General features: G+C 39.0%; 24 protein-coding genes. 13 read left to right on the top strand and 11 right to left on the bottom strand.

Annotated features, from left to right (window positions below; translation table 11 throughout):
• Nucleotides 1-91 precede the first annotated feature (91 nt).
• The 4 genes from E2L03_RS08810 to E2L03_RS08825 are packed head-to-tail and all read left to right on the top strand — an operon-like array spanning nt 92 to nt 7,156.
• Nucleotides 92-2,338, top strand: coding sequence for a glycosyltransferase (locus E2L03_RS08810; protein WP_241741820.1), 2,247 nt, complete (start codon nt 92-94; stop codon nt 2,336-2,338).
• A gap of 9 nt (nt 2,339-2,347) precedes the next feature.
• Nucleotides 2,348-3,943, top strand: coding sequence for a GGDEF domain-containing response regulator (locus tag E2L03_RS08815; RefSeq protein WP_134258981.1), 1,596 nt, complete (start codon nt 2,348-2,350; stop codon nt 3,941-3,943).
• A gap of 5 nt (nt 3,944-3,948) precedes the next feature.
• Nucleotides 3,949-4,329, top strand: coding sequence for a response regulator (locus E2L03_RS08820; protein ID WP_134258982.1), 381 nt, complete (start codon nt 3,949-3,951; stop codon nt 4,327-4,329).
• Nucleotides 4,310-7,156 carry an ATP-binding protein gene (locus tag E2L03_RS08825; RefSeq protein WP_134258983.1) on the top strand — a complete coding sequence of 949 codons (2,847 nt, stop codon included), beginning with the start codon at nt 4,310-4,312 and terminating at the stop codon, nt 7,154-7,156. Before E2L03_RS08820 ends, E2L03_RS08825 begins: the two co-directional genes overlap by 20 nt.
• Nucleotides 7,157-7,214: 58 nt before the next feature.
• On the opposite strand, the gene E2L03_RS08830 is transcribed toward E2L03_RS08825, so the two are convergent.
• Nucleotides 7,215-7,994 carry an alpha/beta fold hydrolase gene (locus tag E2L03_RS08830; RefSeq protein WP_134258984.1) on the bottom strand — a complete coding sequence of 260 codons (780 nt, stop codon included), beginning with the start codon at nt 7,992-7,994 and terminating at the stop codon, nt 7,215-7,217.
• A gap of 643 nt (nt 7,995-8,637) precedes the next feature.
• On the opposite strand from E2L03_RS08830, the gene E2L03_RS08835 reads away from it, so the two are divergent.
• From E2L03_RS08835 to E2L03_RS08860, 6 genes are all read left to right on the top strand, one after another.
• Complete coding sequence (locus E2L03_RS08835; protein ID WP_134258985.1) at nt 8,638-11,352, top strand: aminotransferase class III-fold pyridoxal phosphate-dependent enzyme; 2,715 nt, start codon at nt 8,638-8,640, stop codon at nt 11,350-11,352.
• Complete coding sequence (locus tag E2L03_RS08840; RefSeq protein WP_055735533.1) at nt 11,349-12,524, top strand: DUF3419 family protein; 1,176 nt, start codon at nt 11,349-11,351, stop codon at nt 12,522-12,524. The genes E2L03_RS08835 and E2L03_RS08840 overlap by 4 nt, the downstream gene beginning before the upstream one ends.
• Nucleotides 12,502-13,653 (top strand): Glu/Leu/Phe/Val family dehydrogenase, encoded by a 1,152-nt coding sequence (locus E2L03_RS08845; protein ID WP_038476796.1) that lies wholly within the window; start codon nt 12,502-12,504, stop codon nt 13,651-13,653. The genes E2L03_RS08840 and E2L03_RS08845 overlap by 23 nt, the downstream gene beginning before the upstream one ends.
• Before the next feature lie 100 nt (nt 13,654-13,753).
• Nucleotides 13,754-14,353, top strand: a complete 600-nt coding sequence (locus E2L03_RS08850) for a TetR/AcrR family transcriptional regulator (protein ID WP_038476798.1) — start codon at nt 13,754-13,756, stop codon at nt 14,351-14,353.
• Between the two features lie 31 nt (nt 14,354-14,384).
• Nucleotides 14,385-14,759 carry a DUF5367 domain-containing protein gene (locus tag E2L03_RS08855; RefSeq protein WP_134258986.1) on the top strand — a complete coding sequence of 125 codons (375 nt, stop codon included), beginning with the start codon at nt 14,385-14,387 and terminating at the stop codon, nt 14,757-14,759.
• 18 nt (nt 14,760-14,777) lie between these two features.
• A complete protein-coding gene (locus tag E2L03_RS08860) occupies nt 14,778-15,896 on the top strand; it encodes an acyl-CoA dehydrogenase family protein (protein WP_051667279.1) in 1,119 nt (372 codons plus the stop codon).
• A gap of 241 nt (nt 15,897-16,137) precedes the next feature.
• Here the strand turns inward: E2L03_RS08860 and E2L03_RS08865 are convergent, their stop codons facing one another.
• The 7 genes from E2L03_RS08865 to E2L03_RS08895 all read right to left on the bottom strand — a co-directional run bounded on the left by E2L03_RS08865 (nt 16,138) and on the right by E2L03_RS08895 (nt 20,095).
• A complete protein-coding gene (locus E2L03_RS08865; RefSeq protein WP_038476802.1) occupies nt 16,138-16,479 on the bottom strand; it encodes a hypothetical protein in 342 nt (113 codons plus the stop codon).
• A gap of 27 nt (nt 16,480-16,506) precedes the next feature.
• Complete coding sequence (locus tag E2L03_RS08870) at nt 16,507-16,917, bottom strand: hypothetical protein (RefSeq protein WP_134258987.1); 411 nt, start codon at nt 16,915-16,917, stop codon at nt 16,507-16,509.
• Nucleotides 16,918-17,246: 329 nt separating this feature from the next.
• The gene (locus E2L03_RS08875; protein WP_134258988.1) at nt 17,247-17,423 is read right to left on the bottom strand and encodes a DMT family transporter; all 177 of its coding nucleotides are present in this window, start codon (nt 17,421-17,423) and stop codon (nt 17,247-17,249) included.
• A 205-nt stretch (nt 17,424-17,628) separates the two neighbouring features.
• On the bottom strand, nt 17,629-18,321 hold the full coding sequence (locus tag E2L03_RS08880) for an ABC transporter permease (protein ID WP_134258989.1): 693 nt from the start codon (nt 18,319-18,321) through the stop codon (nt 17,629-17,631).
• Nucleotides 18,318-19,313 carry a LytTR family transcriptional regulator DNA-binding domain-containing protein gene (locus E2L03_RS08885; protein ID WP_134258990.1) on the bottom strand — a complete coding sequence of 332 codons (996 nt, stop codon included), beginning with the start codon at nt 19,311-19,313 and terminating at the stop codon, nt 18,318-18,320. Before E2L03_RS08885 ends, E2L03_RS08880 begins: the two co-directional genes overlap by 4 nt.
• Before the next feature lie 57 nt (nt 19,314-19,370).
• The gene (locus E2L03_RS08890) at nt 19,371-19,586 is read right to left on the bottom strand and encodes a hypothetical protein (RefSeq protein ID WP_038476810.1); all 216 of its coding nucleotides are present in this window, start codon (nt 19,584-19,586) and stop codon (nt 19,371-19,373) included.
• Nucleotides 19,587-19,606: 20 nt separating this feature from the next.
• Nucleotides 19,607-20,095 (bottom strand): hypothetical protein, encoded by a 489-nt coding sequence (locus tag E2L03_RS08895; protein WP_038476812.1) that lies wholly within the window; start codon nt 20,093-20,095, stop codon nt 19,607-19,609.
• Between the two features lie 331 nt (nt 20,096-20,426).
• Here E2L03_RS08895 and E2L03_RS08900 point away from each other — a divergent pair, with 331 nt between their 5' ends.
• Genes E2L03_RS08900 through E2L03_RS08910 form a run of 3 tightly spaced genes read left to right on the top strand, consistent with a single transcriptional unit; the run spans nt 20,427 to nt 23,069 of the window.
• Nucleotides 20,427-21,650: a NupC/NupG family nucleoside CNT transporter gene (locus E2L03_RS08900; RefSeq protein WP_134258991.1), complete on the top strand. Its 1,224-nt coding sequence runs from the start codon at nt 20,427-20,429 to the stop codon at nt 21,648-21,650.
• A gap of 37 nt (nt 21,651-21,687) precedes the next feature.
• Nucleotides 21,688-22,239, top strand: a complete 552-nt coding sequence (locus tag E2L03_RS08905) for a TetR/AcrR family transcriptional regulator (RefSeq protein ID WP_134258992.1) — start codon at nt 21,688-21,690, stop codon at nt 22,237-22,239.
• An 11-nt stretch (nt 22,240-22,250) separates the two neighbouring features.
• Entirely contained in the window at nt 22,251-23,069 is an 819-nt protein-coding gene (locus tag E2L03_RS08910) for a purine-nucleoside phosphorylase (protein WP_095149584.1), read from the top strand.
• A gap of 33 nt (nt 23,070-23,102) precedes the next feature.
• Here E2L03_RS08910 and E2L03_RS08915 read toward each other — a convergent pair whose 3' ends face one another.
• The 3 genes from E2L03_RS08915 to E2L03_RS08925 form a co-directional block, all read right to left on the bottom strand.
• Nucleotides 23,103-23,339 (bottom strand): hypothetical protein, encoded by a 237-nt coding sequence (locus E2L03_RS08915; protein ID WP_095149585.1) that lies wholly within the window; start codon nt 23,337-23,339, stop codon nt 23,103-23,105.
• A gap of 112 nt (nt 23,340-23,451) precedes the next feature.
• Nucleotides 23,452-23,715, bottom strand: a complete 264-nt coding sequence (locus tag E2L03_RS08920; protein WP_134258993.1) for a hypothetical protein — start codon at nt 23,713-23,715, stop codon at nt 23,452-23,454.
• Nucleotides 23,716-23,834: 119 nt separating this feature from the next.
• Entirely contained in the window at nt 23,835-25,082 is a 1,248-nt protein-coding gene (locus tag E2L03_RS08925; RefSeq protein WP_134258994.1) for a metal-dependent hydrolase family protein, read from the bottom strand.
• Nucleotides 25,083-25,087: the final 5 nt, after the last annotated feature.

Here is a 25,087-nt window from a genome sequence, read left to right on the forward strand (position 1 = left end):
TAAACAAGATGCGGCATTCTTACATACTAGTTATAGCAACCAAGAACTCTAGAAAGGTGCATACATTATAGAAAAGAAAGTAGGATTTACGTTGAACGACCCTTCTTTATATTGGTTAATAGGCTCTACTGTATTGCTACTCTGCTTGTTTTTTTGTGCGAAAAAATGGGCGTGGGCAAGATATGCATTACTCATAGCTTTTATTGCCGTTACGCTTCTTTATTTACTTTGGCGTTCTTTTTTTACGTTACCAACAATTGGTCTAGTCAGTTTAATTTTTGGGATACTTCTTCTACTAGCTGAATGGGCAGGTTTTTTACAATCCATTGTATTTACAATCCTATCGTGGCGGCCATTTAAAAGAAAAGCCATTCCGCTATCTGTATTCGATGAATTACCAACGGTGGATGTATTTATTGCGACTTACAATGAACCAGAGGATTTGTTGAAACGAACCATTACGGCAAGTTTACAAATGCGATACCCAAAAGAAAAGCTAAACGTTTATGTATGTGACGATGGTAGACGGAAATCTGTTCAAGCCTTAGTCGAATCCATTGGAAACGCTACCTATATTAGCCGCCCGACGAATGAACATCAAAAAGCAGGTAATTTAAATCACGCTCTCACTTTAACCAGCGGTGAGTTTATCGTGACAATGGATGCGGATATGGTTCCAAGAGCGTCTTTTTTAGAACAGACCTTAGGCCATTTTATTGATCCTAAAGTATCTTTTGTTCAGGCACCACAAGTATTCTATAATGCAGATCCCTTTCAATATAATTTATTTTTTGAGGATCGCATAACGAATGAGCAAGATTTTTTTATGCGTCGGTTGGAAGAGGGCAAAGATCGCTTTAACGCTACAATGTACGTGGGTAGCAATGCCTTGTTCAGGAGAACATCATTAGAGAATATTGGCGGGTTTGCTACAGGTGTTATTACAGAAGATATGGCGACAGGGATGCTTTTACAGACAAACGGTCAAAAGTCCGTATTTGTCAATGAGACACTTGCTGTAGGTCTCTCACCAGAGACGTATGCAGATTTGTTAAAGCAGCGTGATCGCTGGTGTCGTGGGAATATTCAGGTGATGAGGAAATGGAATCCTTTTACAGTAAAAGGGCTCTCATTTATGCAGAGGTTGCTTTATGCAGATGGTATTCATTACTGGTTTTTCGGTATGTACAAAATGATTTACTTGTTGGCTCCTATCTTGTTTCTTTTATTTTCAATTTATTCATTACAAACAGATTTGTCTACATTGTTGCTCTTTTGGTTGCCTTCATTTGTGGCTTCTCAATTAGCGTTTCGTATTATATCAGGCAACAAACGAAGTGTGTTATGGAGTCATGTCTATGAGGTAGCCCTTGCGCCATATATGGCTCTTTCCGTATTAAGCGAGGTTTTCTTGAAAAAGGAAGTCCGGTTTAATGTTACTCGAAAAGGTGTACTTCAGCATAAGCGACATCTGTTATGGCTAACAAGTATGCCTTATCTACTTTTACTAGGATTATCCTTAACATCGATTGTTCTTGTTGGGTTACATTTCCTGACCCCAATGACGATATTTGCGAACTCGGATATGCTCTACATCAACTTATTCTGGATTTTGTACAATCTTGTTGCCCTTGTAATGGCATTGCTTGTTTCTATTGAACGTCCCCGTTTTCGTGGAGCAGAACGGTTTAATGTCGATATAAATGGCGTGCTTACGTCTGACAAAAGGGAGATTGAGTGTAAAATAATTGACTTAAGTGAAACAGGAGCACGGTTAATGGTGATGAATCGGGAGGATGCTTCTTGGTTATCGTTAGATGGAGAGTGGGCATTGTCAACTAATCATCTGTTACAGGTTCCTGTTACAAAAGAGTGGATTAACACTAAACGAACGGTTGCTTATGTAGGAATTTCGTTTGATGCAATCAGTCAGCATCATTATGAAGCATTAATTGCAGAACTATTTGTACACGGAAAGGATATTTATTCAGAACGTGAGTACAACAATGCATCCCTCTTAAATGCAATGCTAGGCTTTCTTAAGAAAACAGAACAAAGTCCAAAGCAACAGGAACGGCAAAGTATTAGACAAGCTGTTTCTGTTCCGATTATGCTCCAAGCTGATGATGAGATTGCTGCAACCATTACAGATCTTAGCTTAAGTGGGTGTCGAGTTAAAATGAGTGATGGGAACGTTCCAATTTTGCCAGATCAAGTGATTGAGATCGTTGGAGAAGACGAGAGAATAGTATCGAAAAAAGCAAGAGTGCAATGGATTCAAAAGAGGGGAAGAAAATTGGAGGCTGGTTTATTTTTCTTACCTAAACAAGGAGATTAAGAATGTGAAATGGATAAATATCAGCTCCCTTTTTTAAAACAAGTAGACGACCATATTGATAGATGGAAGCAGGCTAACGGTGTATCCCGAGAAGAGTGGCGCTTATTTTTACATTCTGTCATTGGAACCGGTGCATCTATTGGTTTGGTTTATTTAACCAATTGGGCTAAAGAGACCATGTCGGAAGAGCAATCTTTTCCAGATTGGCTCGATATGAATCGGTTAAACGCGTATTTAAGAAAAATGCCGAAAAACACGAAGCGAGGCATCTCAACGATAAATCAGGTGGAAGTGGATCGGGATCCCTCGTTACTGTTAATAGTAGATCACGACCCCATTTTTATGACAGAAGTTAAAGAGTGGCTAGAATCAAAAGGGTATATGGTACTCGTAGCTCTAACCGTACAAAAAGCTCTCCAATTAACCCAGTTGCAGAATCCAAACTGTCTACTAATCAATCACTTTTTCATTCGTAATTCATTGTTGGGCATTAAGCTCTTAAAACGATCTATTCGTGAATTTGTACCCGTAATGATTATTGGAGATACCGATGTTGAAGAACAACGTATTACGGCTTTCAATTACGGGGTTACGGATTATTTAGCAAAACCGCTAATCTCAAATAGGTTAGTAGCACAGTTAGCCAATCGAGTACAACATGCAAAACGTATTCAGGACCGAATTCTGACAGATCCTTTAACCGGTGCGTTTAATCGACGATTCTTAGAAGTCGAAGGCAACCGCTATTTAGAGTTATTTCAGCGTGGACAAGAGTTCTTTAGCTTGGCAATGGTTGATTTGGATCATTTTAAACGGATCAATGATCAGCATGGTCATCTTGTTGGTGACGAAGTATTAAAGACGTTCAGCAAGCTCGTTCAAGATCAGGTTCGAGAAGGTGATGTGTTCATTCGTTTCGGTGGAGAAGAATTTGTTCTGTTATTACCACATACAACGGCAACACAAGCAGAAGTATTAGTGCAGAGGCTACGCACGACATTTGATAATCATTTGTTTAAAAATGAAACAGGTACGTTTAAAGCAACGTTTTCCGCCGGTATTTGTGAAGTAACGAAAGAATGGAAAACGTTAGCAGAAATGCTTGAAAAAGTAGACCAAGCATTGTACAAGGCAAAAGAATTAGGAAGAAACCGTACCTTATTGTATGGAGATCATATGGAGAAAGGACTAGCTTCATTTGAATTAATTATTGTTGAGGATGACATGGTTCTTCGAGAGGCACTGGTTGAGCAAGCTAAAACCGTACATGTAGAGGAGGTAGAAATTACAGTAACGTCTTATGAGAGTGGAACACGATTTATGGAAACTGACTGGTTTAAGCCAGATGGTAAGTACTTAATTTCACTTGATCGAATGATGCCCGGGCTTGATGGAATTGATGTACTAGCGAGGCTAAGGCGTGATTTCCCAGAATCACAAGTGATGGTATTGATGCTAACAAGTTCTGGCGAGCCAAGTGATATAGCAGAAGCTCTAACATACGGAACCGATGATTACATCACCAAGCCGTTTAATCAAGTTGAATTGATTGCTAGAATGCGTAGATTAATAGAACGATCTATTTCCAAAAATATAGGCAGGTGAGCAAAGTGGCAAGAATTTTAGTCGCAGATGATGAATTAGTATTACGAATGCTGATTGTAGATTCTCTCGAAGATCTTGAGGTTGACATTGATGAAGCTCAGGATGGACAGGAAGCGGTAGATTTACTCTATCAAAACGAGTATGACTTAATTATTTTAGATTATATGATGCCTCGTTTAACAGGTATTGAAGTGATTGATACGATAACGAACATGGATGAAATGGCACAACGTCCTCATATCCTTATGTTAACAGCGAAAAGCCAACAAAGGGATCAAGAAGAAATCATTGCCAAAGGGGCAGATTCTTTTATAGCTAAACCGTTTAGTCCCCTTGTTCTTGTTGAAAAGGTGGAGGGTATATTGAGTGAAATCCTTCTTAAATAAACGTTTAAATCGACAATTGCTTATTCCGCTCGTTGTAATATGTGTCGTTGTCGTCTCACTGGGGATCTTACTTGGGTTTTATGCGTATTATTTGCAAGAAGATTATCGAGAGAAGCAAAGCCATTTAAGCGAAAAACAAGAGATTGCCCTAAACATATCTGACCATGCCTACCAAGTTCTAATCCGAGCTAGAGGCTATTACGCGTTTGCTTTGCCAGAAGAGAGAGAAGCCTTATTCGATGAGTATGCACAATTACAACTAAACATTGAAGAGTTCTCTCGTCTGGATTTAAGTGAGGAAGAAGCGTCAATGATTGAAGAAGTGCATGCTATTTCCTCCCGCTATTATGACGATTTCTTACCAATAGCAATGAATCTTGTAGAATCAGGAACGATGGAAGAATTGCAGCAGTATGCCACAAGCGGTGGAAATGAGACGGTTAATGAATTGATTGCAATGACGAATGCCTATGTGGATGCAAATAATGCAGAGACGAATCGACAGGCTGAAGCGTATTCTAATTCAGTGTCTAACCTACTCATGATCTGCTTAATGTTTATTCTACTCATTATGGCTTTGTTGTTTTCGTTATTTGCAGTCTTATTTGCACGAATTACAAAACCGATCAAACAGTTAACAGCGGTATCTGAAGAATTGGCAACTTCTACTGATCAAGGTGTCGAGCTTCCAATAACGAAAAGAGAAGATGAAATTGGTATCCTATCTCGATCATTTGGAAAAATGGTTGTAGCGATTCAGGAAAAAGAAGAAGAACTGACTGCCCAAAATGAGGAATTAATTAGTCAACAGGACGAGCTTGAACAAAATCAGCGAAAACTATTGGATTCACTAGACGAAACTGAAAAAATAAAAGAACGTCTATTAAAATTCAATCAACTAAATCGTTCTATTTCTACAACCGTAAAAAAACAAGTGCTATTAGATGAGCTCATCCATCATTTGGATGAAATTTATCAAGCAGATAAAATGATCTTTACGCTGACAAAAGATTTCTGTTACTCAGCAAAAGGGCTAGAGCAAGAAACGATTAAAACGTTTATCCAAACATTAAATCAAGGCATTCTACCCATTCTAACAGCAAAGAAAGAGCCGTATATCGTTAATCGTCAGGCTACAACCGCAGAAAAGGGAATTGCTGAAACGAGTGTCATTGCATTTGACTTATATGTACCAGTTTATACCTCTAATGATGAAATCATTGCTGTATTCGGTTCAACTCGCATTGGACAACCTTATAAGAAGGAAGAAATTGATGAAATGATTGGGGCAATGAATCAAATTGCTTTAGCCATTGAAAAAACGGTACTTTATGAAGAAACAGAGAAGAACCGACAGCTGAACCAAGATATTATTGATCACGTAAATGAAGCGATCCAATTTATTGACTACGAAGGTCGTTTAATTCATTACAATGAAGCCTTTGTTGGGATTATTAAGCATTTAAATTCCATTGGAAAGCAAGTGCCTTTTAATGAATGGGTACAATGGATGGCTCAGTCAGTAAAAGAAAGCTCGCAATTGGAATCATTTTTTAATTATGTTAATACAAACCGAGAACCGGCATCTACTCGCTATGAAACGGTTACTGCCGATGGACGTGTTTTTGAGGTATACGCTCAGCCAATTCTACGCAGAAAAGCATTCGTAGGAACGATTTTGGTTCATAGGGACATGACAAAGGAATATGAAATTGATCAAATGAAATCAGAGCTGATTAGCACGGTTAGTCATGAGTTAAGAACTCCGTTGACCAGCGTTTTAGGATTTACAGAGCTAATGTTAAACAGGGATTTAAAACCAGACCGACAAAAAAGGTATTTGGAATCCATTCATGGGGAAGCGAAGCGTTTAACCAATTTAATCAATAACTTTCTTGATTTGCAACGGATGGAAAATGGCGATTTTTATGAAGAAAAAACAGCCATTTCATTGCACCCATTAATAAAGCAGGTAATAGAACAATTTGTTCCTCACTATCAATCCCATCATTTTCATTGGAGGTTTGATGTTGATCATGACAGAATAATGGGTTCTGAAGAAAAGATTCAACAGTTGCTTATGAATTTAATAAGCAATGCGGTGAAGTTTTCGCCTAATGGTGGAGACATAGTTGTTCGTACAAAACAAGAAGAGGACCACGTCATTATTGATGTAATGGATGAGGGACTTGGTATTCCTGAGCAAGACAGACCCAACTTATTTCGCAAATTTTTCCGTGTTGATAATAGTGATCGACGTTCTATCGGCGGAACAGGCCTTGGGTTACCAATCTGTAAAGAAATCGCAGAATTTCATGGAGGGACCATCTTTTTAAAATCTTCTTCTGAGGCAGGTACAGTTTTTCGCATCAGGCTTCCATTGGTTAAACCAAACAGTACTATTCAAGATGAACTAGATCGAGAGGAAACCCAGCATGCCATTTTATTACTAGAAGACGATCAAGCACTCGCTTTATTACTGGTCGACGAACTAAAAGCAGAGGGGTTTTCAGTTAAACACGTTACGACTATACAGGCAGGGATCGCCTATGTAAAAGCTAAGAACGTTGATGCTTTCATTGTAGATTTGATGCTAGAAGATGGTGATGCTGGTTGGGAATTTATCAAGCAAGTAAAAGCGCTTGAAAAAACCAAGCATAAGCCAATCTTTATTTCATCTGCTTTAAATGAGGTGAAAGAAAAAACAGAAGCGTATGATGTGAATTACTACCTTACAAAGCCTTATCCAGTAAAGACATTAATGAAGCAGATACATGACGTATTGGACGAAGCAGATGGTAAGGGATCGATTGTTTTTCCACATTAAGATTGAAAGCACCTATAGAGTCTTAAGAAAATGGATAGAGAGAATCTGTCCATTTTCTTTACGTTGACTGTTCGATCAGATGTTTTCGAATGAAGCGATTCACTTGCTGTGGATTATCAAGATTTGTCGCATGGTGAGCGTTTTTGATGTAAACAAGTGTTGCTTGAGGAATCTTATTTGCCATTTCTTTTTGTTGGCGCGCTGTCATCGTATCATGATCCCCTTGTAGAATAAGGGTAGGGCAGCTTACTTTGTGAAGATCCTCCTTGCTTTCCATTCTGGATACGGCATCCCAAATACGTACCCACTGCTTATGTGGGATAGAAAGAACGGATTTTTTGATATAGTCAGCATTATTCTTATTAAAGGTTGATAGGGTTTTTGCTTGTATAGAAGCCATTAGGCTCATGGGGATGAACCTACTAGAAAGGCGGTTAAGCGGAATAGCTAGTTTTTCGAACCAGTTATACGTATTGGTAAAGGGCGTGCCGATTAATAGTAAGGATTGTACGTAAGAAGGATAACGAATAGCTGTTTGCAACGAAATATGGCCCCCCATAGATAAACCGCAAAGGTGGGCTTGCTTTATACCTAAATGTTGGAGAAGCGCGATTAAATCACTGCTAAATTCTTCAGAGTCCACTTTTCTATCCGGTAAAGTAGATTTTCCATGTCCCCGTACATCCCAAACGATTGTTTTGTAATCATTAGAGAGTTCCTCTACTTGTGGTCGCCACTGTGCATGATCCCATGAAGCCCCATGGGTAAAAAGAATTGCGTCACCAGAACCAGCGACTTCATAATAAATCTCGCTATTATTATGAGAAAAAAATGGCATAAAGACCTCCTAGATAATGTGTAGAGTAAATGAATAGAGTATGTATCTATCATTACGTTTCGAAAGGGCTTTGTCAACGAGAATAAGCCATTTCAAATCATGATTGAATGAATCAAACGTTTAATTAATCGTGTATAACACCCTTCAAACGAATAAATTGCTAAACTATGAAACAATGTTTCTCATTCAAGGTTTTCATTAGCTAATTTCGGGTAACTGAAAATAGCTAGTGGTTTTTTCATTTTTTGTAAATGGTGGGTCATAGCACTAATCATCATTTTGAAGAACATGTTTTTTTATGATTGGGTATTTTTAAGGTGAACCAGCGGTCATACCCAGTCATTTGAAGCTCGTATTTGATAAGAGCTATAGTCTAGACATTTTTGATTATGCTCGATTACACTGTAGTGCCAGTGTAAAGTTTACGTTAAAGTTTGATTAATGGAAATTCATTACTATAGCGATTTTGTTACGCTCTAAGAGTATTTAAGAGTGATTAAAAAATGGATACTTCATTCTTTTTATTAAAATGATTATTTTTTCTTCTCCCTATTGATTGACAGTTTTGGTTTTTATATTTATGATATTTTAAATAGTAGGTCAATTCTTTTTTTTGAAATAAAATTTGAGAGGGGAAGCTTATGTGAAAACGATCAATCCTTCAATTTCCAAGATTATGACCATTTTTCATATGGATAAGACCTATATGAAAGGAAGGCGCAATCGGCTTTATGATGCGAATGAAACTGAATATGTGGATTATACCTCACAATACGGAGCACTACCTCTTGGTTACAACCCTGAAGAAATATGGCGGAGTATTAAGACTTTTAAAGAAAATCAATACCCAAGTTTGTGTCAGCCATCAGCCCCTTTTTTTGCAGAAGAATTAGCTATCCAACTAACTAACCTTTTTGTTGATGATCTGAATATTTGTACATTTGCACAAAGTGGTGCGGAATCGGTAGAAGCAGCAATAAAGTTAGCAAGAGCTTATTCAAAAAAAGAGAAAATTCTTTCTTGTCACAAAAGTTTTCATGGAAAAACACTTGGGGCCTTATCCGCTACTGGGCAAAAAGTGTATCAAGAGCCGTTTTTTATTCATCATGATTCCTATCCTAAAATTCCTTACAATGATCTTCAAAGCTTGTCGGAAGTTTTGAAGACGAGTGGAGACGAAATTGCTGCGTTCATAGTTGAACCGATACAAGGAGAAGGTGGCGTTAACATTCCAGACGCTGAATACTTATCAACAGCCATTGCGTTATGTCATTCATATGATGTATTGGTCATTGTGGATGAAATTCAAACTGGTCTTGGTCGAGTAGGGAATTGGGCGGTGACATCGGAAGAGAAACTATTGCCGGACATTGTTTTGTTATCTAAGGCGTTAGGTGGGGGGTTAGTTCCGATCGCAGCTTGTATTAGTCGAGAAGTACTTTGGACGGATCGGTTCGGTTTAAATCATAGCTCAACATTTGCGAATAATAATTTTACTTCGAGCGTAAGTTTGTCCTTTATTCAAGCAATAAAAAACCAAGATGATTTCTTCGAGAATGTAAAAGAGCGAGGGAATGAACTTCGTGAAAAGCTTGACCAATTAAAGGAAAAGTGGCCAGGTGTCATAAAAGGAATTCGTGGTAGAGGTCTTCTTTGTGCGATTGAATTTGAGCAAATAGACGCAAGTGATTCTTTTGAAATGGCGAACCTCATTTCTTTCGGTGGCTATGGCTACATGATTTCAGGTTACTTATTAAATGTGCATCATATAAGGATCGTTCCTTTTTTAAATGATCCATTAACATTGAGGATGCAACCACCATTAAACGTTGATCAATGCGATATTGATTATTTTTGTGAAGCCTTTGATCGTTTATGCGAGATATTATACAAAAAAGATTTTTACTTATTGTATCGTTATACAGTAGGGGATTGTCGAATACCAGTTGAGGTAAGAGATTACCGAGACCGAAACCTTCCGATCTTGTCATCAATGATCGACGAAACGAGTCATTTAGTAGGTTCGTTCGCGTTTCTCTGTCACTATCCGTCAACAAACGATTTGATCAAGAATACCCCATCGTTTGAACAGTTTAGTGAAGAAGAGTTAAAGGCCATTTTGAAATGGGAAGCAGACTTCTCCGGTGCAGGTGTGATCTGCAAATTGCCGGCGATCAAAGGGGCTGATGGCAATTACGCAGAAGGTTGGCTAATCGGCATTACATACGGTGGGGAGGAAATTCTCGACCGTCCTAAAGAAGAGGTCTTACGTACGATAAAAGATGGCGTTCAGCTTGCAAAAGAGTTAGGGGCTGATGTCATTGGACTGGGTGCCTATACCTCAATCGTTACAAGAGGAGGCTATGATTTACTTGATGAGGGTGTCACGTTAACTACTGGGAACACACTCACAATGATTAATGCAACAGAAGCGATGCTAAAAGGAGCGCATTTATTAGAACATACCATTGCCGACTCCACAATCGGTGTAATCGGAGCGAATGGTGCCATTGGAAGAATTGGTTCTTATCTTTTAGCGAGGAAAACCTCCAAGTTAACGTTAATTGGAAAAAATGGCAACAATCCTGTTGCTAACTATAACCGCCTGAAGAAATTGGCTAATGGGATTTACCTCGATTGTTTAACGGAATGTAAAGAAAATACAGGAATTCGTAAGCGGTTGTTAGATGTTCTCCATATGGCACGGTGGACGGACCAATTTGAAGAAGAGTTATCAATCTTGGATACATGGCTTGAAAGTCCGACCATTACGAAATCGTCTCTTCCAAATGTGATCGATCCAATCGAACGGATCTTTGAAGCATTAAATGAACCAATTCCCATTAGGTATAGTGTGTATTTGGAAGAAGAATTAGCTGATATGGATATCATTCTCACAGCAACGAGTTCAATGAGTGAGTTTGTTCCTGTTCACTTAATTAAGGCAGGAGCCGTCATATGCGACGTGTCTCAGCCTCCAAATGTTGGAAGGGATGTGCAAAAAGAGCGGAAGGATGTTCTGATTATTGAAGGGGGACTTGTTCAGTATGCTGACCCTATTCGATTTGGACAAAACTTAGGCTATGATGCAGGTCAGAATTTAGCTTGTTTATCGGAGACGATGTTGCTTTCACTCGATCAAGCGAATAAAAGCTATGGGATAGGTGGACGAATTCGAATGGAAGATGTGTATTACATTCAGCGGTTAGCAGAAAAGCATCAATTTAGACTTGCAGACCTGCAAAGCTTTGGTAAAAAAGTAACCGATGAAGATATCTTAAACATTCGGGCAGAAATAGTGTTACGTCAGGAAGAGAATGCTTATTCATCTAGTACGATAAAGGAGGCAGGCAAATGAGTGGAGTCGATACCATTCAGCGAACTCAAGTACCGTCGGTAGAAGATAAGCTCAAAGAAAGCATTTATCAAAATGATTGGCTTTTATACACAACGAGTGACGAGGATTCTGATTCAGAGATAAGGGCTCTTGATATCCAGAATGAGGATGTTGTTTTATCTGTTACAGGTAGCGGTTGTCGGAGTTTAGCGCTTCTCATAAAGGAGCCAAGTAAACTGATTTCAATTGATGCCAACCCTTACCAGAACTTTTTACTTGAATTAAAAATGGCAGCGATTAAGCATTTCGAAAGAGAGGATTGTTTAGCGTTTTTTGGTATAACGGAAAGTGAAAATCGCCGAGAGATGTTTCAACAAGTAAAAGAAGATTTATCCGAACAGGCGCAAACATTTTGGTTAAGGCACATTGAAAAGATTGAAAAAGGATTTATTTATTTAGGTAAACATGAGATGTTCTACAAAAAGTATATGGGTTCATTCCTGTTTCGTTTTAGACGAAAACAATTCAAAGAATTATTGGCGTGCGAGACCATTGAACAACAAAGAGACTATTTCGATAAAAACTGGAACAATTTTTTATGGAAACGAGCAGTTAAGCTGTTGAGTCAAAGAGTATTCTTCGAGAAATTTTTAGGGGATCCAAGTTACTTTAATCAAGTCAAGAAGGATTTCTCCATAGGTGATTATTTATTGTCGAGGTTTGAGCACACATTTAAACACCATTTGGTCCAAGAGAATCATTTCCTTACCTTTTTGTTTTGTGGACACTATATAAATGACAAGGGTCTTCCTGTTTATCTGCTAAAAGAGAATTATGACATCATCAAACGGAATCTTCATCGCGTCGAGATCGTCACTGATCGAATTGATCCTTACTTAGCATCCTTACCTGAGCGAGCAATTGATAAGTACTCTCTTTCTGATATTTCTGGATGGATTCCATTAGAAGAGTTTCGTTTCATTCTTGAGGATGTGAAGCGGACAATGAGTGAAAACGGAAGGCTATGCTATCGCAATTTTTTAGCGAAGCGCACTCTTAGTGAAGTTGGTATTGTTGGATTACAACAAGATAACGCGATGATGGCTGAATTAGATGCAACAGATCGTGCGTTTGCTTTTAGTTTTGAAGTCGCGCAAAAGGAGGAAACCAATGAATCCGTATTACGAAGTTGAATGGTACGACAAAGAAACAAACACTAGAGTTTTTATTGTAATCGATCAATTGATGGGTGGATTAGCGGCTGGAGGTATACGAATGAGTCCAACCGTAACGATGGAGGATATTCGCACTCTTGCTCATTTGATGACAAAGAAAAACAGTGTTATGGGTATACCGCTCGGTGGTGCAAAGGTTGGAATAGTCGGTGATCCGGGAGGTGCTGATAAAGAAGAGAAGTTAAGAGCATTCGGTCGCATGGCAGAGTCTTTATTAAAAACAAAGCTTTTAATCGGTGAAGATATGGGAATATCAAGCCAAAACGTCAAGTCTATCTATGAATCCATTTCTTTTAATCCCATTGAACTAGTCGTTCAAATAAGACAACAACAAGGGCTTCAGATCCAGATGCCTGAAGGGAAAAATATTGACGATTTATTAAGTGAGACGTTTATGGATTACCTTGCTGGTTTTGGTCTAATGGAGGCAATGGAAGAGGCTGCCCACTTGATAAATCTGGATCTTGAACAAGCTCAGGTTGGTCTTCAAGGCTTTGGAACGGTAGGCAGTGGAATTGCGATGCTTTTATTAGAGAAAGGGTCAACGATAACAGCGGTTAGCGATGCCCATCGTTGTATGTATAGACAAACAGGTTTTTCTCTTCCAGAACTTCAAGTCTTAAAAGAGCACGGTGGAATCATACAGCCAGAGCTATTCAAAAATGTTAAAATCGTGCCATCTAGCGAAATCGTTGCACTACCTATAGATATATTTATACCAGCATCGATTTCACATGCTATACACAAAGACAATGCCGATAAGATAACGGCAAGCCTCATTGTGGAAGCTGCGAACTTTCCAACAACGAGTGAAGCAGAGCAGATCTTGTTGGAAAAACGTAAAGTAATTCTTCCTGATTTCGTTGTAAACGCCGGATCAGCGACAGGTTTTGGTTTATTAATAACAGGGCAAGCAGACTATCAGGGTATTTTCCAAGCAACTGCTCAGCGAATTAGAGGAACGGTGAAAACGATTTTAACAGAGAGTTTAAAAGGCGAAAAAACACCGCGAGAGGTTGCCAATGAACTCGCTTCTTACAACTTAAAAGAAATGGAAACAAGTGAACGGAAAGTGGAGACAAAGTAAACCATGGAAGGCTATGTGTTTAGTTAGGTAGGATTGACACTTGCTATCGATCATTATAAGCTTTTAGTTATATAACTAACTTATAATGAGGGGGCTAAGCATGGCCGAACCAAATGTGATTACGAAACAAGATTTAATTGAATCTGCGAAAACGTGTATTGTTGAAAATGGCGTCAACAAATTAACCCTTAAAGCAGTTGCACAAGGAGCAGGAGTAACGCAAGGCACTGTTTACTATCATTTCAAGACGAAAGACCAGCTAATGGTTGAAGTCGTAAGTGATATGTGTCAAACGTCATGGAATCGATTAGAAAAAATGAAAAAAAATTCGAACCAACAAGCGAAAGAATGGATTCAAACCGGTTTAAAATCTGCAACTGAAAGAAATTCAAGCGATTCGTCCTACCACTCTTTATTTTCATCATTGGTCACTGCTAGTTTGCACAACGATAAAATACGAGAACAAATCAGTGAACTACTAACCTATGAAAATCAAGTGTTACAAAAACAAATTGAAGCTGTGGTAGGGGAAAGGCTTTATGGTGTATCAGCAGAGACCTGGAGTGTGTTAATGAACGCTTTAATAGATGGTTTAGCCATTCAGTCTATGATGATTGAAGATTTTGACGCAGGAAAAGTGTTTAAAGGTCTTGAAACCCTCCTTTTAAAGCAGATGGAAGAGAATCAAGCATCGGAGTAAGACTAAAATCGTATAGAGGAGGTGATCATGCTTGTTCTTTCTATTTTGGGGTTTCTTAGTGTGGTTAGGGGCAACGGCTATCTTTCGATTTTTAGGGCAATTCTTCTTCACCCCGGATAATACCTTTTATCTAGTGGCAGCGTATGTCATTGTTGTTCCGCTAATTCTTGTTATTACGCTACCCCTTTATCGGTATAAAAAGCTGAATGCTTTTAATCAATTGAAAGCTGCGGTTTTTATTGCACTACCGGGAATGGTGTTCGATGTTATTGTGTTAATTTATTTCGCAGAGTTTTTTGTGAATTTGGATCCGGGAATGGACCAGTTTTTTGCATCGTGGTTATTATTGGCTTATTCTGTCATTTTGCTTACAGGATTGATTTCTAATGGGAAACAACGTTCTTAAAAATGAGGAGGAATTGGAATGTCATTGTTTTTAGAAAAGGAACGACAAGTGTTTCGTCAGTATTTTCCAACGATTGATGAAGAGTTCGGAAAAGATTCTTTATGGGATCGTGAAAAACATACAGACGAACTTCTTCAACAAGCGAAAGAATCAGGAATGACCGCATTAATGATTCCTAAGGAATATGGTGGCAAAGGAGCGACGGCTCTTGATGCCATCTATATCCAACGTTGGATTGCGAGTAAGTCTCCTTCTCTTGCTGTTTCTTTAATGATGCACCAATTCTCAGTTGCGTCTCTAATTGAAGCTGCAACCATACAACCTAATTTACAAGAAGTCCTTAAACAAATTGCCGAAAACAATCTCTTATTAGCCTCTGCTTTTGCAGAAGGGGTAGAGAACACCCTTTTTTCACCAACTGTTCAAGCGAAGGGAGTAGAAGGTGGCATCATTGTAAATGGAACAAAAAAACCATGTACCAATTCGAAGACAATGGATCTCTTAACTGCCAGTGTTGGTCTTCCTAACGGAGATTTGGCGGTTATTACCATACCTTCAAACACAGAGGGTATTCATGTGAATGACTTTTGGGAGCATTGGATCTTGAAAGGTACGCACACGGAAGAGGTAGTATTAAAAGATGTGTTTGTCCCTAACGCGTGTATTTATCGTGCTGGGCCACCTGAAAGTGTAGATTCGACTATTACAAACGGGTTACTCTGGTTCGAACTTTTTATGATTGCTACATATATAGGCGTTACATCAACCCTTGTTGAGAAAGTAAATAAGGCGAATCGTGTGCCTTTGGATCGATTGTTTGAGTTAATGGCTGAGCTGGAAGGCGCGATGACTTCGTTAGAAGGGATTGCCTTTAAGTTTGAGAGTAAGCAGTATGAGCAGTCTATTCTTCAGGAAACCCTTTTTGCTCGCCATGCAATCGACAAAACGTTGGAGCGACTTTCAACACAATCTGCCAAAATGCTTGGAGGCCTACAGTATCTAACGTCGAAAGAAATCTCTTATTTGTTACTTGTCAATCAAATGATTTCGTTTCATCCGCCATCTAAGACTGAAACGCTACAGATGTTTGAACTGTATGCACGAGGAATTGAACAGGAAGTGACGGTTCAACAATAATAGAATGAATCCCTTGCTACTAGGATTTAACTCCTAGTAGCTTTTTTCTTTATGAAAATCAATCTAGGATACAACCTTTAAACTAATGATACACGCAATGATTCCACCTACTAACGCGAGTTTTTTCTAATTTTAGGAATACGAAAAAGAGTGTTTTCTACCAGATTTGGTAGAATTTTTTAGATTTTCTACTTAATCAATAGTCGATTTGATATAAAAAAGAACCTAAAAAGGTTCTTTTTTATGGGCTATTTATTTCTTCAATGTTCAATATTCGAAGTTCTCGATTTTCTTCGTAACGAAATTGAATGATAAAGCGGGCATTCTCGCCCTCTAATTCTAAATAATTATTGGAAGCAGTGAAGTCTTCTGATTGTATGAACTCTTGGATTTGCGAAATGGCATCTGTTGAAGCATCGGCATTAATATTTGATAACTCCTCCTCAACGAGAAGTTCATTAATTAATTCTGGAGTTGTAATTGTTTTATTAATTTCGATGGTATATAAAATTGCTAAAACAACAACACCAGCTAATGGAATGAGCAAAGAAATAATGTAAGGTAGCTTTTTTCGTTTATCCATGATGTACACACCTCAATATATTATTTATTAATCCACTTCTCTGTCTAAGTAAATGTTGTAAATACCAATGTCTAATAATTCGTCGTTGCTTCGATCACTTCCATAGTTAGTTGGATTCTCGAATGTAGTTCCACCATTTTCAATATCTACTACCTCAGTATCTCTAGTACCTCTTTCTTCTTGAAGACCTAATTGTCCCATAGATGTCACACTTAGGGTAGTTTTACGATCTCTAACTCTAACTTCACCATTAATTGCCGTATCAATAGAAGCTCCTGTAATTGATGTACCAAGAGCAATCAGTATAGCACTTATTCCACCTGTGAAAAAACCAGTGGCTACAGATGCGATTGTTGCTATTGCTGTACCTGTGCCAAATTGTATTTCATATGATGTACCATAAGTAGTTTCTTGAAGAGAATACAAGTTTCCGAACATGTTCCATGCTTCACTATATTTAGAATCAATTAATGTGCATAAGATTGAGAGAAGCTTTATCCTCTACAACTTGAGTTATTGACAGGACTAAACTAAGTATAACTTGAAACGGAATGAAGAAAAGAATCGAGTTGTTCCGCAACAGTACCTAATGAACCTGCTAAACGTGATTAAACTCCTGTCCATACAGTCAAATTCGGATGGACTCACTTAAACTACAAGCTCCCAACGCTCCAGGTTTTAAAGCAAAGTTAGATAAGTAACTAGCTCTATCACCAGAACTAGCAACTACCACTTGATCACTTTCTCCTAAATTTACTTGTTCAACTTCAGACTGATATGTCTGGTACGGTCTTTAACGTTTTCGCAAAGCAATAAAAGCTTAAACTAAACAAGATAACGGTTGGAATGACAAATTCTATTTTTGTGAATCCGTCTGAGTAATCAAGACCGAGTGCCCAACCTACTTCCAGTAACCCTCCGATGACTAAATACACCCAAGCCATACGACCTCTCCTTAACAATTTGATTTATTATAAATGACAATTAAGAACGTATACTGACCATTCTTTCTTAAACCTAAAAATTGATTTTATGACAATTAGTCAGTTTAGGCAATGAAAAAAGAGTCCAGCCGATAATGATACCGATTACTTTGTGAACGTTTTGTTGCCAATAAAAAAAAGCTGTCTATAAGAATCAGACAGCCTGTTAAAATTTATTTGTTTTCATTTTGTTCATAAACCACCAGGTGAACACGATTACGACAATGATCATCCAAAGATAAGGGGTAAGTAAATAAGGCAGTAAGGAGTCGCTCGTTACGCCATAATACAAGTGATAGTTGGGGAACAACGCGATCCACTGCATGTAACCTAACTGATGATTCATGAGCAAGCCTTCGAGAAACAAGTAGAATAGCGCAATAGGAGTACCATATAAGCTCACTTCAATGGTATTTTTTGCTTGTAAGCCTACAAACGTTCCTGCAAGTAGCATGATGATAATAACGGGAAAGCTAAGAACAAGTAAGTTAAAGCTAATCGTTGGATCAAATCGATAGAAGAGTAAAAAGAGAAAAACAAGAACGGATGTAACAAGAAACGATACAAACATTTTTATAATAAGGACATCCTTAATGGAAAAACCAACTTGTTGTAAGCGTCTTAGCGTCCCTTGTTCTCTTTCTTCAACAACAAGATTTCCCTGCGTAAACATCGTTACCATAGCGAAGGTAAACCCGATAACAAAGGAAATTGGAAGATCCTCTCGCGGATACCAGAGAAAAATGATGGTGACGAGAAGGCAAATGATTACGTTAAATAGAACTTGCCCATTCCAACGTAAATCCAATAGATCTTTATAGAATAACGCTTTTTTCTGTTCTTTTGTGAGTCTTTTCATAGCTGAATCAACTCTTTCAACTTACTATAATTCCCTTTTGATAAGGGGATGGTACTCTTCGATGTATTATCAAGACTAAGACTGTAGCTATTTTTACTCCACACAATAATTTCCCTAACTCGTTGAAGGTTGACTAAATACGAACGATGGCATCTGAAAAATCCTAACGGTTGTAGGCGTTCCTCTAATGCTTTAATGGTGGTAGAAGAGGAGAACTCTTCGTGGTTAACAAATAAATACGTTTGCCCATCTCGTGCTTCGATATAGTCGATTTCCATCGGGTTAAAAAGCATAATCTTGTCATCAATCTTGGCACTTACTTTATTTAATTGGACTTGCATATCCGTGCTATCTGGAGAAGATTTTTCCTCTATTGTTCCTGGTTCCTCGTCATCTTGCTCCAATTCATGCAACCCGCGTTCGTTGTACCGGTATACTTTATTCCCTAATCGGATGGCATCTTCTAGCGTCGTTGTGAAGATAAGAATAGTGCCACCGTTTTCAGCTAAATGGGTGAGTAAGGTATGCAATACTTGCTTTGATTGTAGGTCGAGCATAAGGGAAGGATCTTCAAATAGATACACTTCGGCTTGTTGTATAAGAGCAGAAGCAAGTTGTAAACGGCATCTTTCAGAATGGGTTAAGAACTTGGTTTTTCTGTATGCGCATGTTTGCAGTTCACACATCGTTAAAATCGTGTTTACGTCCATATCTTGTTGATACAATCTGCACCAAAAGGCCACCGTTTCGCTAACGGTTAACCGTCGATATAACCCATCATCACGCTGAAAAAAATATACGCTGTTTTCTGGAAATGAAATGGTCCCGCTCTTCAGTTGATTTGGATGATGAAACAATTCAAATAGCCGCTGAATGTATTCATTCTCGCTTTGAATAGCAAGGATATCCCCTTTTTCAGCACTGAGCGTCAAAGGGGGAACCTTTACGATGTTGCCTTCAATTTTTGTTAAATTATTAAAAGAAAATGCCATGGTTGATTAAGGCTCCTTTGTCATCTTGTTCTTAGTGTATACGGTAGGGAGAAAAAATCAAAATGGTTCGTGCTTATCTCCATTTCCCAACATGATTGCAAGAATGACAATTCCTAGAATGCTAACGAAGCCAGCCGGAACGAACCAAGAAGGGGATTCGTAGTTTGGCAGAAATGGTACGGCTTTCGATAATGGATCATAAATCACTAAAAAGGGCAACACAGCGAAAAGAAACATAAGTAGGACTAAAAAAAGTTTAACCGATGCTTTCAAGACGAACAAATCCTTTCATTTTAAGAGAATGGATTCAGATTCGGTATATATTCAAGAAGGTTTATACCATAATGGAACGCAATGCCTAAAGCAATGGACCATGTTCCAATGGCAATTCCTTGCCATAGGCTGACATACGATTTTTCAGCTCCTGACGCAATGGAGATGGCAGCGCAAACGTGGTAACAAATGATTGGACCAGCAAAGGACAGACCGGCGACTCCATATTTATTGAAGATGCCTTGTGCTCGTGCATAGCGTTTAGTTGATTTCTTTCCATTGGATTTGCGGAACTTCGCGATTAACCAAATGAAGACCATAACAGAGAGCCAGTTGGCAATAGCTGCAATAAGGATGACGGGAATACTCGGAAAGCCAAAAAGAATGCCAATCGGTACGGCCACATAGGATTCGAAAAAAGGGACAATTGAAATGACAAATACACTTAGATATTGTATCCATGTATCTGCCTCAATTAAGGTAATTAAAAGATTTTGAAAGGTTTCCATCTACGATCACTCCTGTTTAATTTGTCTCCTTCATCATACTGTTGGCATGCTTTTACCGCATTCAAATACTGGTGAAAAGAGGCAGAATTCTGTTGGAAGGAGAATAATTGGTGTGAATGGTACTCAAGAATGTCAGAAGCCGTGCTATGGATGAATTCAAACTTACGTTTATTCGTGAATGGAGCTATAGGGTTGCCGAATGGAGCCGGTGAATGTAATCATTTAGACAATCTCTTAAAGAAAAATTCTGATAAGTACTGTTTTTTTCCTTATACATGATTTATGATAATTATGTAGACTGGTCTAATGAATATAGGTGTGGGAGGAAAACATGGTCGAAGTATTATGGGGATTGGCTGGCTGTTTTACGATTATCGGTATACTTTACTTGCTATCAGAAAACAAAGGGAAAATTAATTTTTACACAGTCGGGATTGGTTTTGCTCTTCAGATTTTATTAGGTTTTGCTGTTCTCCGCTGGGATTTTGGTCGTGAGGCATTACTTGTTTTATCGGATTGGATTATAACGGTTATCGGTTATGGAAACGAAGGCTTGGCATTTGTGTTTGGTCCACTGGCACAAGGGGGAGAGTTTGCCATCTTTGCGATAACGGTTCTTGGCATGATCATTTTCTTAACAGTTCTTATTAGTTTGCTTTATCATATTGGTGTCATGCAATGGGTCGTCCGAATTCTTGGTGGCGGTATTGCGAAGCTCATGCGTACATCCTATACAGAATCCGTTGCAGCAGCGGCAAATATGTTTTTAGGTAATACGCAAACGCCGTTAACCATCAAACCCTATCTACATACGATGACACGCTCACAAGTATTTTCGTTAATGGTTGGCTGTTTATCTTCTGTATCGGGTGCCGTGATGATTGGTTTAAGTACAATGGGGATTCCGCTAAACTATCTATTGACAGCTGCGGTTATGTCAGCACCAACAGGCATTATGCTTGCTAAACTGATGGTTCCAGAAACAGAAGTGACACAAGAACGCTTTTCTGATATTGCGGCAAGTGTAGATGAACGGAACAAAGATACGAATCTTCTTGATGTGATTCAAGAAAGTTCAAGAGAAGGCCTTCAATACGCGATAAATGTTGGATTAATGCTCATTGCGTTTATTAGTTTAATTGCATTATTGAATGGGTTTATCGGTGGTTTAGGAGGACTTGTTGGTCTGGAAAATATAACGCTAGAAATGATGCTTGGATTTGTATTCGCTCCGATTGCATTCCTTATCGGCATTCCATGGGGGGAAGCGGTACAAGCGGGGAATTTAATTGCTCAGAAGTTGTTAGTGAATGAATTTGTTGCATTTAGCAGTTTCTATTCATCAATGGAAGCATTCTCACCTAAATCCATTGCGATTCTAACGTTTGCCTTAAGTGGATTTGCGAACTTTGGCGCCGCCGGCAGTTTAATTGGTATGCTTTCTCGCATGGTTCCAGATCGAAAAAAAGAATTTCAAGGTATGTTTGGAAAAGCGTTGTTTGCAGCCACTTGTGCAAACCTCTTAAATGGCGCAGTGATTATGATTATATTATAATTTTGTTAGCTGACAGAACAATAAGGGATTGGATAAGGTGTCTAAATCGACAAAAGAAAATATGATTGAAACAATGGCAATACTTTTGCAGAAGCAAGGGTATCATGGTACTGGATTAAACGAAGTCATTCAGGTGAGCGGTAGTCCAAAAGGATCTATTTATCATCATTTCCCAGGCGGGAAAGAAGCGTTAGCAGTAGCAGCCATTCAATGGACGCAGGAGCAAGTACACTCGTATTTAACGATGCAATTAGCAAAAGAAAAAACAGCCAATACCGCTATTGCAAAGCTTATTGAGGATAGTGCGAATCAATTTGATGAAGGTACATATTTTCGCGGTGTGCCGATGATTGCTCTAACCCTTGAAAACGCTTCATCAAGTGAAGCGATACGGTTAGCTTGTAAAGAGGCATTTGAAGATTGGGAACGCCTCATTGCCGAAAAATTGATGGATGGTGGTCTTCATGAAGCAGAGGCACTGAGACGGGCATCAGTGATCCACTCGATGATGCAAGGAGCTGCCGCAATAAGTTTTGCCAAGCAATCAAGTGAACCACTGCGATTAGTCGCAACTCATATTTCTATTTAGGAGGAAGAAACATGAATCTAATTGAACAAATAAAAGAAGCAACAAGCTATATTCAATCAAAAACAAGTACGGTTCCAGAAGTAGGCATTATCCTAGGCTCTGGGCTTGGTAATCTAGCAGATGATTTAACAAATGCGGTAGAAATCCCATATGAAGATATTCCACATTTCTCAAAATCAGCAGCCATTGGCCACGCTAATAAGCTTGTAGTTGGTGAATTAAATGGCAAGACGGTGGCGGCAATGAAAGGGCGCTATCATTATTATGAGGGCTACACTCTTGGTCAAGTGACCTTCCCTGTTCGTGTAATGAAAGCATTAGGGATACAAACGGTTATCATTACGAATGCGTGTGGTGCTGTTAACACATCCTTTAATCCAGGTGAACTTATGTTGATTAACGATCACATTAATCTGGTAGGTTCAAATCCGCTAATTGGTGAAAATGAGAACGAACTTGGGCCGCGTTTTCCAGACTTATCAGAAGTATATAGCAGTCGCCTTCGCAGCATCGCGAAAAAAGTTGCTGAAGAACAAGGTACAAAAGTAAATGAAGGCGTGTATAGTTGGTGGAGCGGACCAGCATACGAAACACCAGCAGAAATTCGTATGATTCGCACTCTAGGAGGAGACGCTGTAGGCATGTCAACGGTTCCTGAGGCAACAGTTGCTACACACGCAGGTATGGAAGTGTTAGGGATTTCCTGTTTAACGAATATGGCATGCGGAATTTTAGACGAGCCGTTAAGTCATGATGATGTAATCGTGGTTGCAGGTAAAGCGAACCAAGCGTTTACGTCGCTTGTCAAAGGGATTTTAAAAGAAATGTAAATAAGTAGGAACCTGTCGTTTTGACAGGTTTTTTTAATTGGTATGATGTTTTTGTCGAAGCTGAGAAAGCTCTTTTAAAATGTTCTCTTGGGTCTCTTTTATGGCGGTTACATCCTGTCGTAATCGGGTTTGCTCGGTTTGATTATGTTTAATCGTCTCTGCATGTTTCTTGCGCTGTGCGTTGAGTTTTGGGAACAGGATAATCAGTAAGATAAGCGCTAGCAGTAAAGATACGAGCGGGATAAGTAGAATAATGAGGTTAACAGTCATTTCTAAGACCTCCTTTTCTTTCACTTTAGCATAAAGGTCGGTAGGTTTCTATTGAGATTCAGTTGGTCTTAGGAAAGAGGAGCCTGATCTGTTTAACGCTTTCCCCGTTTGCTTAAAACGTCGAATGCCTCTCATTTGTTTGTACGTAGATCGTTGCCAAATACTCAAGATAATCATGTAAGGCGTCTTCGTTTTCGCTCATATTGGTCAAGATAGGGAATAATATCTCCATTTCCTCTTCAGAAGCCGTAATAATTTCATTTACAATGAAAGCCGTATCCATCATGTGAAGTTGTTCTTTTATCGAAAAGCGATAGCGCTTATGTACAGTAAGTTTTTCTGTGAACAATTGTTGAAGCTGTAAAGGTAGACTCATAGTACGTATCCTCCTTTTTTAAAACGTAATCATTACGATTTGTTTATAGTATACAAAATTGTCCCAGATGAAGCAAGTGGAATGGAAAAAAACTGCCCCTAAAAGGACAGTTTTACTTATTAAATGGCAAGTAGTGTATCTTTATAGGTGTTGCCGTCTTTCATCACAAAAGTAATGTGTTCATGATTTTCTAGAATGTGTATATCAGCAAGTGGATTACCGTTTACGATAATGAGGTCAGCCCATTTACCAGCCTCGATTGTGCCGACTTTTTCTCCCCAGCCCATACATTCTGCAGCTGTTTTCGTTGACGCAACAATGGCTTCCATTGGCGACATACCAATTTCACACATAAGACCAAGCTCTCGGAGATTAATGCCGTGTGGAAAAACACCTGCGTCAGTACCCATTGCAATTTTTACCCCTGCTTTGTACGCTTTTTCAATGCTTTTCTTATGAATATCAATGACTTCTTTTGATTTTTCAATGGCATAGGGAGCCATCGTGTTTGATGTCTCGGCAGCCTCTAAGACGGCGAGAGGAGCAAGCAAGGTTGGGACGAGATAGGTACCATGTTCAAGCATGAGTTCTAATGCTTCGTCATCGATAAAAATGCCATGTTCGATGGAATGAATCCCGGCACGAACAGCGTTTTTAATCCCTTCTGCTCCTTGCCCGTGAGCCATTACTTTTACACCTTTACGAAACGTTGCTTCTTCGACCATCACTTCAAGTTCTTCCTGAGAGAACTGAGTGAATTCTGGATGATCGGTAGGGCTCGACACACCACCAGTTGCATGGACTTTCACAACATCAGCTCCGGCACGCAACATTTCACGAACGGTTTTGCGTACTTCTTCACGACCGTCGCATTTTCCATCAGGCATGCCTGGATAAACAGGCTGTGTCGTATCAATGCCAGAGATGTTCCAACTATCACCGTGTCCACCTGTAATGGTAAGAGGGTTGATGCTCACTTGCATTCTAGGACCATTTACTAAGCCATCTTCTACAGCCTTTTTTATGCCAGCATCAGCAAAACCCGCGTCACGTACAGAAGTAATGCCTGTTTGAATCGTTGTTTCTAGTCGTTTTGCTGCTTCAAAGAACCGATACGAGAAAGGTGTTAATAACGATTCTTGCACATTTTTAATTTCAAGTGCCATATGAACGTGAGTATCAATGAGTCCTGGAAGGAGGTATTGACCACCTCCATCGATAATCGTTGCGTCTGAAGGAATGGCAATGGTTTGAGAAGTACCTACCGCTTTAATGTGATTCTTCTCCACAAGTACAACTGCCTGTTCAATGGCGTCATTGCCTGTACCATCAATCATTGTTACGTTTGTAATAGCTGTTATCGTCATGTAAA

This window comes from Shouchella oshimensis (assembly GCF_004375095.1).
Lineage (GTDB): Bacteria > Bacillota > Bacilli > Bacillales > Bacillaceae_D > Shouchella > Shouchella oshimensis.